This is a genomic window from Pseudogemmobacter lacusdianii (assembly GCF_030848395.1).
Lineage (GTDB): Bacteria > Pseudomonadota > Alphaproteobacteria > Rhodobacterales > Rhodobacteraceae > Pseudogemmobacter > Pseudogemmobacter lacusdianii.
The window spans coordinates 217,751-232,459 of sequence record NZ_JAVDBT010000005.1; the positions used below are offsets into that span (position 1 = coordinate 217,751).

The 14,709-nt window shown below is 61.7% G+C and carries 13 protein-coding genes; 2 read left to right on the top strand and 11 right to left on the bottom strand.

Annotated features, from left to right (window positions below):
- Nucleotides 1–45 precede the first annotated feature (45 nt).
- From Q9295_RS07000 to Q9295_RS07025, 6 genes are all read right to left on the bottom strand, one after another.
- On the bottom strand, nt 46–1,206 hold the full coding sequence (locus tag Q9295_RS07000; RefSeq protein ID WP_306679807.1) for an iron-containing alcohol dehydrogenase: 1,161 nt from the start codon (nt 1,204–1,206) through the stop codon (nt 46–48).
- A 1-nt stretch (nt 1,207) separates the two neighbouring features.
- Complete coding sequence (locus tag Q9295_RS07005) at nt 1,208–2,590, bottom strand: aldehyde dehydrogenase family protein (protein ID WP_306679808.1); 1,383 nt, start codon at nt 2,588–2,590, stop codon at nt 1,208–1,210.
- A gap of 106 nt (nt 2,591–2,696) precedes the next feature.
- On the bottom strand, nt 2,697–4,064 hold the full coding sequence (locus Q9295_RS07010; RefSeq protein WP_306679809.1) for a glutamine synthetase family protein: 1,368 nt from the start codon (nt 4,062–4,064) through the stop codon (nt 2,697–2,699).
- 196 nt (nt 4,065–4,260) lie between these two features.
- The gene (locus Q9295_RS07015) at nt 4,261–5,301 is read right to left on the bottom strand and encodes a TRAP transporter substrate-binding protein (protein ID WP_306679810.1); all 1,041 of its coding nucleotides are present in this window, start codon (nt 5,299–5,301) and stop codon (nt 4,261–4,263) included.
- Between the two features lie 51 nt (nt 5,302–5,352).
- Entirely contained in the window at nt 5,353–6,696 is a 1,344-nt protein-coding gene (locus Q9295_RS07020; RefSeq protein ID WP_306679811.1) for a TRAP transporter large permease, read from the bottom strand.
- Nucleotides 6,696–7,202 carry a TRAP transporter small permease subunit gene (locus Q9295_RS07025; protein ID WP_306679812.1) on the bottom strand — a complete coding sequence of 169 codons (507 nt, stop codon included), beginning with the start codon at nt 7,200–7,202 and terminating at the stop codon, nt 6,696–6,698. Before Q9295_RS07025 ends, Q9295_RS07020 begins: the two co-directional genes overlap by 1 nt.
- Before the next feature lie 184 nt (nt 7,203–7,386).
- Between Q9295_RS07025 and Q9295_RS07030 the strand changes: the two genes are divergently transcribed.
- Complete coding sequence (locus Q9295_RS07030; RefSeq protein WP_306679813.1) at nt 7,387–8,271, top strand: MurR/RpiR family transcriptional regulator; 885 nt, start codon at nt 7,387–7,389, stop codon at nt 8,269–8,271.
- A gap of 76 nt (nt 8,272–8,347) precedes the next feature.
- Here Q9295_RS07030 and Q9295_RS07035 read toward each other — a convergent pair whose 3' ends face one another.
- Nucleotides 8,348–9,229 carry a bestrophin family protein gene (locus Q9295_RS07035; RefSeq protein WP_306679814.1) on the bottom strand — a complete coding sequence of 294 codons (882 nt, stop codon included), beginning with the start codon at nt 9,227–9,229 and terminating at the stop codon, nt 8,348–8,350.
- A 189-nt stretch (nt 9,230–9,418) separates the two neighbouring features.
- Between Q9295_RS07035 and Q9295_RS07040 the strand changes: the two genes are divergently transcribed.
- Nucleotides 9,419–10,438, top strand: a complete 1,020-nt coding sequence (locus Q9295_RS07040) for an aldose epimerase family protein (protein ID WP_306679815.1) — start codon at nt 9,419–9,421, stop codon at nt 10,436–10,438.
- Nucleotides 10,439–10,440: 2 nt separating this feature from the next.
- Here the strand turns inward: Q9295_RS07040 and Q9295_RS07045 are convergent, their stop codons facing one another.
- From Q9295_RS07045 to Q9295_RS07060, 4 genes are all read right to left on the bottom strand, one after another.
- Nucleotides 10,441–11,481: an AbrB family transcriptional regulator gene (locus Q9295_RS07045; protein ID WP_306679816.1), complete on the bottom strand. Its 1,041-nt coding sequence runs from the start codon at nt 11,479–11,481 to the stop codon at nt 10,441–10,443.
- A gap of 85 nt (nt 11,482–11,566) precedes the next feature.
- A complete protein-coding gene (locus Q9295_RS07050; RefSeq protein ID WP_306679817.1) occupies nt 11,567–13,069 on the bottom strand; it encodes a tripartite tricarboxylate transporter permease in 1,503 nt (500 codons plus the stop codon).
- A gap of 2 nt (nt 13,070–13,071) precedes the next feature.
- Complete coding sequence (locus Q9295_RS07055) at nt 13,072–13,545, bottom strand: tripartite tricarboxylate transporter TctB family protein (protein ID WP_306679818.1); 474 nt, start codon at nt 13,543–13,545, stop codon at nt 13,072–13,074.
- 27 nt (nt 13,546–13,572) lie between these two features.
- Nucleotides 13,573–14,523 carry a tripartite tricarboxylate transporter substrate binding protein gene (locus Q9295_RS07060; protein ID WP_306679819.1) on the bottom strand — a complete coding sequence of 317 codons (951 nt, stop codon included), beginning with the start codon at nt 14,521–14,523 and terminating at the stop codon, nt 13,573–13,575.
- Between the last annotated feature and the right edge of the window lie 186 nt (nt 14,524–14,709).

Sequence of the window (14,709 nt, forward strand, 5' to 3'; positions counted from 1 at the left end):
GGTGGCTTGGAGGGGCGGCGCCGCCCCTCCTTTGAGATCAAAAGGTTAGAGGCAAGCCTCAAACAAAGCACGGGTGTTGCGCTTGGTCATTTTGATGGGGTTGCCGCCGCAAGAGGGATCCTCCAGCGCCATCGCCGTCAGCATGTCGAGATCGGGGTTTTTGACGCCGAGTTTCGTCAGGTTTTCCGGGATCGACAGTTCCTCGCGCAGGTCCATGATCCGGGCGCGGAAGCCCTTGAACCCGCCCTTGATGCCGCAATAAGCAGCAGCGGCGGCGAGGCGGTCCTTGATGGCCTTGCGGTTGAAGTCCAAGACCATCGGCATCACCACGGCATTGGTGGTGCCGTGATGGGTGCCGTAAACCGCGCCGATCGGGTGGCTGAGGCTGTGGATCGCGCCAAGACCCTTTTGGAAGGCGACAGCGCCCATCGCGGCGGCCGACATCATATGCGCGCGGGCCTGCAGATCGTCGGGCTTGGCATAGGCTTTGGGCAGGTTTTCAAAGACGAGCCGCATGCCCTCAAGCGCGATGCCTTGGCTCATCGGGTGGTAGAAGGGGCTGCAATAGGCCTCAAGGCAATGCGCAAGCGCGTCCATCCCGGTGCCGGCGGTGATGAATTTCGGCATGCCCACGGTCAGAGCCGGGTCACAAAGCGTGACTTTCGGCATGAGGTTGGGGTGGAAGATGATCTTCTTCTTATGGGTCTCGGAGTTGGTCAGAACCCCGGCGCGACCCACCTCGGAGCCGGTGCCAGCGGTGGTCGGCACCGCGATGATCGGCGCGATCGCATCACCATCGGCGCGGGTGTACCAATCGTCCACGTCTTCGAGATCCCAGACCGAAAGCTTGGGCTTTTGACCCGCCATCAGCGCGATCATCTTGCCCAGATCCAAGGCCGAGCCACCGCCGAAACAGATCACCCCGTCATGGCCACCGGCTTTATAGACGGCAATGCCATCGGCCATGTTCTTCTCATTGGGGTTGGGGTCCACTTCCGAGAAGACCGCGCGGCCGAGACCGGCTTTGTCCAAAATATCCAAGGCTTGCGCGGTGATCGGCAAAGCGGCCAGCGCCTTATCGGTGACCAGCAGCGGCTTTTTCAAACCGACTGAGGCGGCATGATCCGCCAGTTCTTTGATCCGGCCGACGCCAAATTTGATGGCGGTCGGGTAGGACCAGTTGCGATTGGGTACATCGTGCGACATTTCACACCTTCTTAAGATGGTAGGATTTCGGGCGGGTCACCGAATAGAACCCGAGGTAGGAGAGGCTGCCGCCGCGGCCGGTGTCTTTGCAGCCGGTCCAGCAAAGTGCGGGGTCAAGGTAATCGGCGCGGTTCATCATGATCGTGCCGGTTTGGATCTGCGCGCCGATGGCGGCGGCGGTGTCGTAATCCTCGGTCCAGATCGAGGCGGTGAGGCCGTAGGCGCTGTCGTTCATCAGGCGCAGGGCCTCGGCGTCGTCTTTGACCTTCATGATGCCAACGACCGGGCCGAAGCTTTCCTCGGTCATCACCCGCATGGAGTGATCGACGTTCACCAAGATCTGCGGCGCAAGATAGGCACCGCCGTCATCTTCGGGGAAATTGGCGGGGTCGATCAGGGGCTTGGCGCCTTGGGCCACGGCCTCGGCGATCTGGTCGCGCACCACTTTGGCAAAGCGCACATTGGCCATCGGGCCAAGGGTGGTGGTCTCATCCATCGGGTTGCCCAGCTTGAGGCTGTTCACCCAAGCCACGGACTTCTCCACGAAAGCATCGTAGAGGCTTTCGTGGACATAGACCCGCTCGATCCCGCAGCAGCATTGGCCCGAGTTGAACATCGCGCCATCCATCAGCGTGTCAACGGCGGCATCCAGATTGGCGTCAGCCCGGACATAGCCGGGGTCTTTGCCGCCAAGTTCAAGGCCAAGCGGCGTGAAGGTGCCCGCAGCGGCGCGCTCGATGGCTTGGCCGCCACCGACAGAGCCGGTGAAGTTCACGAAGTCAAAGGCGCGGGCGGCGATGAGGGCCTCGGTCGTGGCATGGTCGAAGACCACGTTTTGGAACACGTCTTCGGGGATGCCTGCGGCATGGAAGGCCTCGGCCAAGCGCTCACCGGCCAGAAGGGTTTGGCTGGCGTGTTTCAGCACGATCGTATTGCCCGCGATAAGGCCCGGCACGATGGTGTTGATCGCGGTCAGGAACGGGTAGTTCCAAGGCGCGATAACGAAGATCACGCCCAAAGCCTCGCGTGCGAGATAGCGGCGGAAGGCATTGGAATCCTCGATCATTTTCGGAGCGAGGGTCTCGGCCGCGATGTCGGACATATAATCGGTGCGGGCGTTGACGCCGCCCATCTCGCCTTGGCCAAAACGGATCGGGCGACCCATTTGACCGGCGAGTTCCTTGGCAAGCGTCTCTTTCATCGCGGTCAGCTTGGCGACCCCGGCTTTGACCAAAGCGATGCGCTCTTCCAAGGGGCGGGCGGCCCAAGCGGGTTGGGCTGCACGCGCGCGGGCGGCGGCGGCCTGCGCAGCGTCGCGCGACATCGGCTGCCGCTCGACATAGACCGAGCCATCGGCGGGGGAAATCAGTTCAATCTTTTTCATCTACGCGCCTCATGCGGCTTTGTTGGTGGGGCAAGCGCCCCTGTGGTGGAAAAGGGCAAGACGGGCAGCGCGCCCGCCTTGCCGAAAAGAGTTGGCGCCCAAGCGGTCAGGCGCGTTCGAGCAGGCGTTGCAGCTCAAAATCGGTGACCACGCGGTCGGCTTCGGTGATCTCCCACTGGGCGGCGTGGTGGTAGTGTTCCACCACGTCATCGCCAAAGGCTTTGCGCAGCATTTTGCTGCCCAAAAGGGCGGCGGCGGCATCGCGCAGGTTGTGCGGGATTTCGCGGGCGTTCTTGGCGGAATAGACATCGCCGGAGAATTCCGGTTCCAAATCAAGCTTTTGCTCGATGCCTTCGAGGCCTGCGGCCAGAAGGGCGGCGCAGGCAAGATAGGGGTTCACGTCCGAGCCGGGGATGCGGCATTCGACGCGGATGGCTTTGGAATGCAGCCCGCAGATGCGGAAACCCGCGGTGCGGTTGTCGGCGCTCCAGACCGCTTTGGTCGGCGCGAAAAGCCCGATGCAAAAGCGTTTGTAGCTGTTGACGTAAGGCGCAAGGAGCGCGGTAAGCTCGGTGGCATGGGCCAGCTGACCGGCCAAAAAGTGCTTCATCAGCGCCGACATGCCATGGGTGTCGTCATGGTCATAGAAGGCGGCTTTGCCATCCTTGGTCCAAAGGCTTTGGTGGACATGGGAGGACGAGCCCGCTTTGCGGTGATCGTATTTCGCCATGAAAGTCACCGACTTGCCCTGCGCATGGGCGATGTCCTTCACCGCTTGTTTGACAATGATATGGTTGTCGGCGGTGTCCAGCGCGTCTGAATATTTGTAGTTCACCTCATGCTGGCCCGCGTCAGCCTCGCCTTTGGTGTTTTCCACCGGGATGCCCGCGCCGTGAAGCCCGTTGCGAAGGGGACGCATCAGCCCCTCTTCCTTGGTGGTTTGGAAGATGTGGTAATCCTCATTATAGCCCGAGATCGGCTGGAGCGCGGCAAGACCGCCGTCGCGCAGGTTCTCATAGCTGTTGTCGAAGATGTAGAACTCAAGCTCGGTCGCCATCATCGGCTCAAAGCCCATGGCACGGGCGCGCTCGACCTGCTTTTTGAGGATGGCGCGGGGCGAGACGGCAACGGGGGTGACGCCGTCATGCTCCATCAGATCGGCCAGCACGAGGGCAGTGCCGGGCAGCCAAGGCAGGACCCGCATCGTGGCAAGGTCCGGCTTCATCATGTAGTCGCCGTAACCCTTTTCCCAGCTTGAGGTTTTGTAGCCGGGGACGGTGTTCATCTCCATATCCACCGCCAGCAAGTAGTTGCAGCAATGGGTTTCCTTATAGCCACCATCAAGGAAGAAGGGGGCGTGGAAGCGCTTGCCCATCAGCCGGCCTTGCATGTCGATCGCGGCGACCAAAACGGTGTCGATCTCGCCCGAGGCGACCAGCGGTTTCAGGGTCTCAAGTGTCAAAGTTCCGGGCATCGATGCCTCATAAATCACTTAGTTTCGGATGGGCCCGAAGGGCGGGCCGGGTCAGGGCAGGGCGGTCTATGCCGCGGCCCCTCCGCCTCCGAACTCGGGCTTGCGCGGCCAGCAGTCGGGCTTTGCAAGGAAAATCATGGGCTTACTCCAGTGGGAGGAAGGCGTGAGGGGCTGGGGTCCCCTCACGCAAGTTGGCTTAGCCGTAGCGGTAGGGACGCCCGGCTTTCGACATAACATCGTTATATTTCTTGATGATCTCGACCACCTTGGCCTTCACCTCGGATTCGGCGGCGATCTCATCCCAGAAGGTGGCAGCTGCCGCCTCGACCGTGGCCCATTCGGCATCCGGGATCGAGGTCAGTTCCAGCTTCGGACCGTTGACGCGGAGGTCCGCCTCCCCGCCCCAATACCACCACTGGCGGTAGTAATGGGATTGCTCGAAGCAGACCTTCATCAGCTCTTGCAGATGCGGCGGCACTTCGTTCCAGCGTTCTTGGTTGGCGAAGAAATGGCCAATCCAAGCGCCCGAGATGTTGTTGGTGAGGAAGTATTTGGTCACATCGGCCCAACCGACGGTGTAATCCTCGGTGATGCCGGACCATGCAATGCCGTCCAGCTCGCCGGTTTGCAGCGCGACTTGGATGTCTTCCCACGGCAGCTGCATCGGCACGACGCCGAATTGTGCCAAGAAGCGGCCTGCCGTCGGGAAGGTGAAGATGCGTTTGCCTTCAAGGTCTTTCAGGCTGGTGATCGGATCTTTGGTGGCGAAATGGCACGGATCCCATGCGCCAGCCGAGATGTGCTGCACGCCGACCTTGCCGTATTCTTCCTTCCAGATCGCATCGAGCCCGTATTGGTTGAACAAGACCGGCACATCGAGCGAGTAGCGCAGAGCCAGCGGGAAATAGCCGCCGAAAACGGTAACCTCGGTCGGCGATTGCATGGAATCGTCATCCGATTGCACGGCATCGATGGTGCCCGATTGCATGGCGCGGAAAAGCTCGGATGTCGGCACAAGCTGGTCGGCGTAGTAAAGCTCGATCTCCATCTGGCCGTCGGCGATCTTGTTGAACGCATCGATCGCAGGCTTGGTCACATGCTCGCCCAAGGCGGCACCAGCATAGGTTTGCATCCGCCATTTGATCGGTGCGGTTTGCGCATGCACGGCGGGGGCGGCAAGGGCGGCGGCCCCGGCAAGCGCGCCGGAACTGAGGAACTTCCGTCTGGTCGTTGTCATCGTAACCTCCGTATGTGTTGGGTGAGATGCGGATCTTTGCCCGCTTGAAGATTAGGGTGCGCCGTAGACTTGATGAGGCAGCCAGAGCGCGATTTCGGGGAACAGCATCACCAGAACCAAGGTCAGCAACATCAGACCCACAATGGGGACGATTGAGCGATAGATGTCGGCCAGGCTGACGTGATCGGGCGCCATGGCGCGCATCAAGAACAGGTTATACCCGAAGGGTGGGGTGATATAGGCGATCTGGCAAGTGATTGTGTAAAGCACGCCGTACCAGATCAGCGCATCGGCGGGGTGCATGCCAAGATCAAGCTTGGCAACCAGCGGAATGTAGAGCGGGGCCACGATGACCAGCATGGCGGTGTCATCAAGGAACATCCCCATGATTAGGAAGGAAACCTGCATCAAGATAAGGATCGACCAAGGGGAAAGGCCCAGATCGGTCAAGAAGAGGTTCTCAATCGCCTTCACCGCGCCAAGCCCGTCAAAGACCGCGCCAAAGGCGAGGGCGGCAAGGATGATCCACATGAACATGCAACTGACGCCAAGGGTTTGCGTCATGCAGTTTTCAAACACTTGTTTGTTGAACCGCCCGCGCACCAAGGCCACCAGCGTCGCGATGCTGGCCCCGATGACCGAAGATTCCACAAGGCTGGCCCAGCCGTAGAGGAAGGGCCCCATCATCGCAGCGAAGATGGCAAAGGGCAGGATACCGGCGCGGAGGAGTTTATATTTCTCGGCTTGCCCCGCAGCCCGCTCTTCCGGCGTCAGCGGCGGGCCCAGCGCAGGGTTCTTGGCGCAGCGAATGATGATGTAGACAAGGAAGACGCCCGCCATCAGAAGGCCCGGGAACACTCCGGCGAGCCACAACTGCCCCACCGGCTGGCGCGCGATCATCGCGTAAAGGACCAAGACGACCGAGGGCGGGATCAAGATGCCAAGGCTGGAGCCGCCTTGGATGATCCCGGTGATCATCCGCTTGTCATAGCCGCGCTTGAGCATCTCGGGCAAAGCAATGGTGGCACCGATCGCCAGGCCCGCGACGGAAAGCCCGTTCATCGCCGAGACCAGCACCATCAGGAAGATCGTGCCAATCGCCAGACCTCCGGGAATCGGGCCGAACCAGACATGGAACATGCGGTAAAGATCATCCGCCATCCGGGTTTCCGACATGACGTAACCCATCCAGACGAACATCGGCAGGGTCAGCATCGGATACCAATTCATCAGCTTGATCGAGCTGGTGAAGGGGATGGCCGAGCCGCCAGTGCCCCAAAGGGCCAAAGCGGCGACAGCGGCGACAAAGCCGATCACGGCGAAGACGCGTTGGCCGGTGAGCAGCATGATGAGCATGCCGCCGAACATCACAAGGGCGATATATTCGTTGGGCATCAGATCTTTACTCCGCGAAGTGTCGCGATATCGCGGATGAGATAGGCGATGGACTGCAAGAGCATCAGGAAGGTGCCAAAGCAGATGATGATCTTAATGGGCGCCATGTAGGGCCGCCAAACGGTGCGGGACCGCTCACCAATGTCCAAAGCGTAAAGCGTGCTGTCGAGCCCGCCGTAAAGGACGACGCCCAGAAAGAAGAGCATGGCAAAGACGGTGACGCAGTCGACGGCGGCTTGTTTCAGCACCGACCAACGGCCGTAAAGCAGGTCCATCCGGACGTTGGCGCCAAGTTGCAGCGAATAAGCGCCGCCAAGGACGAAATAGCTCACCATGGTGAACTGGGCCATCTCTTGCGTCCAAAGCGGCGGGCGACCGAAGGCCTTGGCGATGATCGACCAGAGAAGCACGCCAGCAAGGACGAAGAGCAGATACATCGCCATCCGGCCGACGCGGTAATTCAAAGCCTCAACAAAGCGGACAAAACCGATCAAGGCCTTTGGCATCAAACCTCTCCCCGGCGGCGAGGGGCGGCAAAGCTGGGCACGACAAACACGAAGCACATCAACGAGTCTTCTCCCTTGTCATTTTTATCAGCGTCATCCGCCGCACCCGCCGCTGTCAAGAATTTTCCAAAACGATTTTCTCTGTTACGTTTGTTTCTGCACTGGCGAGAGGAACAGCCCCGCAATGCCGCAACTGAAAGACCAAAAGCCCATTGAAGAGCGGATGCGCGCCGCGATGCCGGGGCTGACGCGGGCCGAGCGGCAGGCCGCCGCGCATATCCTGTCGCATTTCCCGATGTCGGCGCTGGGCTCGATCACGGTCTTGGCGAAGGCGGCGGATGTCTCCTCGCCCACGGTGGTGCGATTGGTGCAAAAGCTGGGGTTTCGCGGCTATAGCGATTACCAAAAGGCGCTGCGGGCTGAGGTGTCGGACCTTTTGACCGCGCCGCTGACGCTGGACGAAGGTCGGACGGGTGCCAGCCATCCTTTGCAGGGGTTTGCGGCGCAAGTTGTGAACAATATCAACGCCACGCTGACGCAGATCCCGGCGGAAGAATTCCTCGCCGCCGCCGCTCTGCTGGCCGATACGCAAAGGCGGATCACCGTGATGGGCGGGCGGCTCACCCATGCGCATGGCGATTACCTTGCCACATTGCTGCGGGTGATCCGCGCCGATGTGACTTATCTCGCGGATGTGCTGACCGATTGGCAGCAAGCGCTTTTGGATCTGCGCGAGGGCGATGTGGTGGTGATCTTCGACATCCGCCGCTACGAATCAAATGCGGTGCATTTTGCCGAACTCGCGGCGGAGCAAGGCGCTGAGGTGATTTTGATCACCGACCGCTGGCTTTCGCCCGCCGCCGCTCATGCCCAACATGTGCTGGCCTGCGCGGTCGAGGTGCCTGCGGCCTGGGACAGCACGGCTTCGATCCTTGTGGTGGTCGAGGCGCTCCTGGCCCAAGTCCAAGGCCGGTTGGCAGATCAGGTGCAAGCAAGGCTCAACCGGCTTGAAGACCTTTTCGCCCGCACCAAAGTCTTCCGCGCGCCTAAGATGACCAGCAAGAACTGATCTTCGTCTTTCATCTTGATGAAAATACTCCACGGGGGTCCGGGGGTGTGAAACCCCCGGCCGCCGGGCCAAAACCTCAGCTCAGGTAATGATTGACCGGCGCCAAAGCCTCAGGCGCGGTCTCGCCGAGATGCGGCGCGAGGGAAATCTCGGCAGCGCGACAGATCGCATCCAAAGCGATGCCATTGGGGCTTGAGGCGAAGGGGTGGCTCAGCTCCTCGGTCACCTCGGCGAGACCAAGGAACATATAGGCCACCACAGCGACCAGAACCGGGGTCATCCAGCCGGTGCTGGAGGTCAGCGCCAAGGGCAGGAGCAGGCAGTAAAGATATGAGGTGCGGTAGATCAGCAGCGAATAAACAAAGGGCAGCGGTGAATTGGCCACGCGCTCGCACCCGGCTTGCTGCAAGGCCATGCTGGCCAGTCGACCGGTGAGTGCCCGCGCGCCGAACCCATCGACTTGGCCACTCCGATGCGCCTCGGCCACCAGCGCATTCACCCGATCGAGTGCCGCACAAGGTGGATGCGGTGCACTTGCCACTGGCTCTTGCCCTTTCGCCTGCGGCGAGAGGCGGCGCAGGTTGATGCGATGCGCGTGGAGATAGACCAGCGCGCCCCGCAGGATCTGATGACGCAACGGGGGATCGGCGACAAAGACCTCGGTCTCGCGGGCAAGGCTGCGCAGATCAGCCAAAAGCCCGCCCCACAGCTTGCGCGCCTCCCACCAACGGTCATAGGCGGCGTTGTTGCGAAACCCAAGGAAGAGCGACAGGCCGATGCCAAAGACGGTGAAAGCCGTGCCGTCAAGGCGCGGCAGGATATGGGCATGGCGCTCTGGCGCGACCACGGCGGTGGCAATCGCGGTCAAAAGCAGCACCGGCAACGTGATCCGCGGCACGATCGAGCCGCGCAACGCGGTCAGAAGATCCCAGACGTCGGGCTTGTCGCGGACGATCATAACGGCTCATTCCTTTTGGCAGCGCCGGCAAGACGTTCGCACCATTGCGCTCTGTGCTGTTCTTAGCAGAGCCGGTGCCGCGCAAAAGCCTGATCCGTGGCATCGCTTGCCGGAAATGCGTAATCTGATTGTCAGAATTGGCCGGTCAGGCTAGCCAAGTAGGGCGCGCAACAGCAGGGGCGGTCGGCGATGGCGGTACAGCTTTGGGACGCGACGGCCAAGGCACATGTGATTGCCATCGATGACGGTGGCAACTGTCGGGCGCGCATCAGCGATTTTGGCGCGCGTCTGCTGGACCTTTGGCTGCCCGATGCGCAAGGCCGCTTGGCCGATGTGGTGCTGGGCCATGAAAAGGTGGCGCCTTACACCAAGGCCGCAGGGCTCTTCACCGGTGCCACCTGCGGCCGCTTTGCCAATCGGATCGCAGGGGCGGGGTTTACCCTTGAGGGGCGGCGCTTTGAGCTCGAGCGCAACGATGGCGACAACCAACTGCACGGTGGCAGCGGCGGCTTTCATGGCAAGATCTGGCGCATCAATGAGGTAAGCCCTCGTGCAGTGCGCTTCGCGCTGCATGCGCCCGAGAGGGAGATGGGCTATCCCGGAGACCTTGCCGCCTCGGTCCGCTATGCCTTCACCGGCCCCGCGCAGTTTGAGATCACGATGGAAGCGCAGGTCGCGGGGCGGGCGACGGTGGTGAACATGGCGCATCACAGCTATTTCAATCTGGCCGGGCAGGGCTCGGGGCCTATTGATGCGCAGCTTTTGCGGCTGGATGCGCCAAAGTATCTGCCGGTGGATGCGCAGAAAATCCCCATTGGCGCGCCTGCCGCGGTGGCGGGAACCGCGTTTGATTTCCGCTCTTTGCGGGCTTTGGGCGCGCTCGTGCCTCCGGGTGGATTTGACCATAACTTCTGCCTTGCCGCGCGCCCGCCCGACAGCCCGCAGATCGAGGCGCGCGATCCTGCCTCCGGCCGGGGGTTTCGGCTTTGGACCAATCAGCCGGGGGTGCAGCTTTATACCGGCGGGCATTTCCCGGAAGGCCTGCCCGGCAAAGGTGGCGCGCTTTATGGGCCAAGGGCGGGCTTCGCCTTGGAGACACAAGGTTGGCCAGACAGTCCCAATCGACCGGATTTCCCATCGACCATGCTGAGGCCGGGGGAGAGCTACCTGCACCGGATGGTGTTCGATCTAAGCCCGCGCGCGGTCTGAGCTTAGTCCTCGGGCCGGGACTTCCACAGTCGGAACAGCAAAGGCGCGCCCATGATCACCAGTAAGATGCGCGTCAGATGGTGGACGATGACAAAGCCCAGATCGGCCCCGGTGATCAGCGCCAGCATCGACATCTCGGCCTGACCGCCGGGGGTGAAGGCCAAGAAGCCCTCAACCGGCGGGCCAAGGCCGGTGAGCGTGACGATCTCGGTCATCGCAGCGGCGAGAATGGCAAGGATGATCACGAAGGCAGCCCCCCCCGCGACGGTGTCGCGCAGCTCGCGCAAGGTGACGCCGACGTAGCTGACGCCAATTCCCATGCCGATCAGGAATTGCGCGGCCAAAAGCGCCTCACGCGGGGGGCGGAAATGCAAGAGGCCGGTCAGCGACAGGATCATCGCCACGATCAGCGGGCCAAGGATCGCGGCGCCAAAAAGCCCGATCCGCTCGCCGCCTTTCCAGCCGATCAGGGCGGCGGCGATCATGATGGCAAGCTCGGCCAGCGGGATTTCCCCGACCGGCTGGCCGATTGGATGGTTCAGCGCCACGCCGTAGATCTGCACCAGCACGATGGGGGCGACGATCATGATGACCAAAAGCCTTGTGGCATGGACCAGCGAGAGCTGGCGCACATTGGCCCCGGCCTCTTGGCCGAAAAGCACCATATCGGCAGCGCCTCCGGGCATGGCGGCGTAAAAGGCGGTGACGCGGTCGAAGCGGCAGATTTTGCGGAAATAGGGCACGCCGATCAGCCCGATCAGCAGAATATAGATCGGGACCAGCGCCATTGAGGCCAGCATTTGCGGCACTTGGGCCACCAAGGCAGGCGTGACCGAGGCGCCAATTGCCACGCCAAGGATCGAGCGTGCCCCGACCGAGATCTGCCCCAGACCCGCCAGATTGGCCCCCAAAAGTGCCGCCACCAGCGAGGCCGCCATCGGGCCAAAAAGGAACGGCAGCGGCAGCGACAAAAGCTGAAACGCCATCACCCCCAAAGCTGCGATGGCAAGGGTCAGGATTTGGCGGGGCAGGTTCGTAAACATCTCTATCAGTTTCTGGCAGCGCCGGGACGCCAAGGGGCAGGGAGAAAAGCGAACCGGCCGCCGGGTGGGGCGGCCGGGGTAAAACTTACGGCAGAGGCTCGATCTTGCGACTGCGCCGCCATTGCAGCGCGGCGGGCACCACCACGACCGCCAGTGCCACCGCCATCAGCGTGGCCGAAAGCGGTGTGCTGACCAGCGCAAGGATATCGCCCTGTTGGGCTTGCAAGGCGCGGCGCAATTGCTGCTCGGCCATCGGGCCAAGGATCAGGCCGATCAGCACCGGGGCGATGGGGAAGTCATAGACCCGCATGACATAGCCCAAGACGCCAACGCCAAACATCATTGCCAAATCGACCCAAGAGTTAGACACGCCCCAGATGCCGACCAGCGAGAAGATCAGAATGCCCGCGTAAAGATAGGGGCGCGGCACGAAGAGGAGCCGCACCCAAAGCCCCGCCAGCGGCAGGTTCAGCACCAAAAGCATCAGGTTGCCGACATAGAGCGAGGCAATGAGGCCCCAAACCAGATCGCCCGAGTTGATGAAAAGCTGTGGTCCCGGTTGCAGCCCGTAGTTCTGGAAGGCGGCCAAAAGGATCGCCGCTGTGGCCGAAGTGGGCAGGCCCAGCGTCAGCAAAGGCACCAAAACCCCTGCTGCGGCGGCGTTATTGGCGGCCTCGGGGCCAGCGACGCCTTCGATCGCGCCATGGCCAAACTCTTCGGGATGTTTGGTCAGCTTGCGCTCAACCGTGTAGCTGAGGAAGGTCGGGATCTCGGCCCCGCCCGCGGGCAAAGCGCCGATCGGGAAGCCAAAGCCCGCGCCGCGCAGCCACGGCTTCCAACTGCGTTTCCAGTCTTCCTTGGTCATCCAAATCCCACCCGCCAGCGGGTTGAGGTTGGGGGTTTGCTTGCCGTAGCGGCTGGCGACATACAAAAGCTCACCAATGGCGAAAAGCGAGACGAGGACCACGGTCATCTCGACCCCGTCCATCAGATCGGGCACGCCAAAGGTGACGCGCTGCATACCGCCCGCCTTGTCGATGCCAATCACCCCGAGCGACAGCCCGATGAAAAGCGAGATGAAACCGCGCACTTTTGAGGTGCCCATGACCACCGAGACCGACAGGAAGGCCAAGAGCATCAGCGCGAAATAATCCGGCGGTCTGAAGTAGAAGGCGAGTTCGGCAATCGGCGGGGCAAGGAAGGTCAAAAGCACCGTGCCGATGGTGCCTGCCACGAAAGAGCCGATGGCGGCGGTGCAAAGTGCGGCCGCACCCCGGCCTTTGCGGGCCATCTTATTGCCCTCTAAGGCGGTCATCATCGAGCCGGACTCGCCGGGCGTGTTCAAAAGGATCGAGGTGGTCGAGCCGCCATACATCGCGCCGTAAAAAATGCCAGCGAACATGATGAAAGCGGCGGTCGGCTCAATATAAACGGTGACGGGCAGCAAGAGCGCGATGGTGAGTGCGGGGCCAATCCCCGGCAGAACGCCAATCGCGGTGCCCATGAAGGTGCCGACAAAGCACCACAGCAGGTTTTGTGGCTGCAAGGCGATACCGAAGCCCTGCATCAGGCCCGAGAGTGACTCCATCTCTACATCTCCGCGATAGGAAGCAGGCCGCCCAATTGGACGCCAAGCTTGCGAAAGAGCCACCAGCAGATCAGCGAGAACACCAAACCAATCGCGGCATTCAGAACATGGCTGCGCGATTTGAAAGCCGCTGCGACCAAAACGAAACATCCCACGCAGGTCACGACGAAGCCCAAAGGCTTCATCGTCAGCATCGGGAGGGCGCAGGCGGCCGCGGCAAGGCCGAGGGCGCGGTAGCTGACCGCATGCCCCTCGGCCACATCCTCGGCCTCCTGCTCTTCGAAGCGAACGCCCCGGTGGATCTGCCAGGCCAACATCAGGCCCAAGACGATCAGCACTCCGCCAACGATTGAGGGGAACATCCCCGGTCCAATCCCAGCGTATCGGTCAAACTGTGGTAATTCCGCAGCCTTCCACAGCACGATGGCGCCCCATCCTGCAAGGCCAGCCGCGATCCACCAAGGGCGTTCGGTCATGCTTTATCCTTCCGAAAGGGAAACCGCTTACTGGATCAGGCCAACCTCTTTCAGGACGGCTGCGGTAAGCTCTTTCTCTTGCTCAAGGAAAGCTGCGAAGTCGTCACCCGCAAGGAAAGCATCTTCCCAGCCTTGCAGAGCAAGGGTGTCCTTCCAAGCTTGGCCTTCGTGCATCTTGGTGAAGCGGTCAATCCACATGGCCTTGCCCGCATCCGACATGCCGCCAGCGCCGACGATGCCGCGCCAGTTGCCGGTGACGACCGGGATGCCGGCCTCGGTCAGGCTGGGGGCATCAATGCCGTCGACGCGCCCTTCTGAGGTCACCGCGATGATCTTGATCCGGCCCGCATCGGCCATCGGCTTGAACTCGGACACGCCCGAGACCGCCAGAACCACCGCGCCGCCGCCGACCGCCGTCACGCTCTCGGCACCGGAATCGTAGGGGATGTAGTTCAGCGCCGCCGGGTCGAGCCCGATGTTTTTGGCGATCAGCGCCATGGTGATATGGTCGACACCGCCCGAAGAACCGCCCGAGATAGACACCGCGCCAATATCGGCCTTCATCGCTGCGACCAGATCATCGACCGATTGGATCGGGCTGTCCGGTGCGACGGCGATCACGCCGGTGTCATTGGTCAGCCGCACCAGCGGGGTCACATCATCCAGCGTCACGGTGGAGTTGTTGAGCAGGATGCCGCCCACCATGATCACACCCATCGACATGATCGCATTGTCATTGCCGGTGTTGGCGCCGACGAATTCGGTCAGGCCAATGGTGCCGCCTGCGCCGCCTTTGTTGGTGTAATTGGCGCCATCGGTGAAGATGCCGTCTTTCTGCATCGCTTCAAGCGGCAGGCGTGCGGTGGCGTCATAACCGCCGCCAGCACCGCCGGGGGCCATCACCACGGCCGGTTCGGCAAAGGCGGCAAGGCCCGAAAGCGACAAGGCGGCTGCAGCCGTAAACATCGTTCTGATCATCATCTTCCTCCCAAAAGATCCGGGGCGTTTTGCCCGCATTCTGCTGCGGTTTGGGTGAGGGAGGAAAACTGTGCTTCCGCCGTCGCGCCGCAGTTTCGTCTGCCTAGTGATACGCAATCCGCTTGGCCGATCAACTTATTTAGTGGCGGGATGGGTGGGCGAGTGCAGATTTTTACGATCTGAAAT

Coding starts and splice junctions, on each gene's coding strand:
- Q9295_RS07035 (WP_306679814.1), bottom strand. CDS start 9,229: ATGATCGTCCGCGACAAGCCCGACGTCTGGGATCTTCTGACCGCGTTG.
- Q9295_RS07040 (WP_306679815.1), top strand. CDS start 9,419: ATGGCGGTACAGCTTTGGGACGCGACGGCCAAGGCACATGTGATTGCC.
- Q9295_RS07015 (WP_306679810.1), bottom strand. CDS start 5,301: ATGACAACGACCAGACGGAAGTTCCTCAGTTCCGGCGCGCTTGCCGGG.
- Q9295_RS07020 (WP_306679811.1), bottom strand. CDS start 6,696: ATGCCCAACGAATATATCGCCCTTGTGATGTTCGGCGGCATGCTCATC.
- Q9295_RS07010 (WP_306679809.1), bottom strand. CDS start 4,064: ATGCCCGGAACTTTGACACTTGAGACCCTGAAACCGCTGGTCGCCTCG.
- Q9295_RS07060 (WP_306679819.1), bottom strand. CDS start 14,523: ATGATCAGAACGATGTTTACGGCTGCAGCCGCCTTGTCGCTTTCGGGC.
- Q9295_RS07045 (WP_306679816.1), bottom strand. CDS start 11,481: ATGTTTACGAACCTGCCCCGCCAAATCCTGACCCTTGCCATCGCAGCT.
- Q9295_RS07005 (WP_306679808.1), bottom strand. CDS start 2,590: ATGAAAAAGATTGAACTGATTTCCCCCGCCGATGGCTCGGTCTATGTC.
- Q9295_RS07025 (WP_306679812.1), bottom strand. CDS start 7,202: ATGCCAAAGGCCTTGATCGGTTTTGTCCGCTTTGTTGAGGCTTTGAAT.
- Q9295_RS07000 (WP_306679807.1), bottom strand. CDS start 1,206: ATGTCGCACGATGTACCCAATCGCAACTGGTCCTACCCGACCGCCATC.
- Q9295_RS07050 (WP_306679817.1), bottom strand. CDS start 13,069: ATGGAGTCACTCTCGGGCCTGATGCAGGGCTTCGGTATCGCCTTGCAG.
- Q9295_RS07030 (WP_306679813.1), top strand. CDS start 7,387: ATGCCGCAACTGAAAGACCAAAAGCCCATTGAAGAGCGGATGCGCGCC.
- Q9295_RS07055 (WP_306679818.1), bottom strand. CDS start 13,545: ATGACCGAACGCCCTTGGTGGATCGCGGCTGGCCTTGCAGGATGGGGC.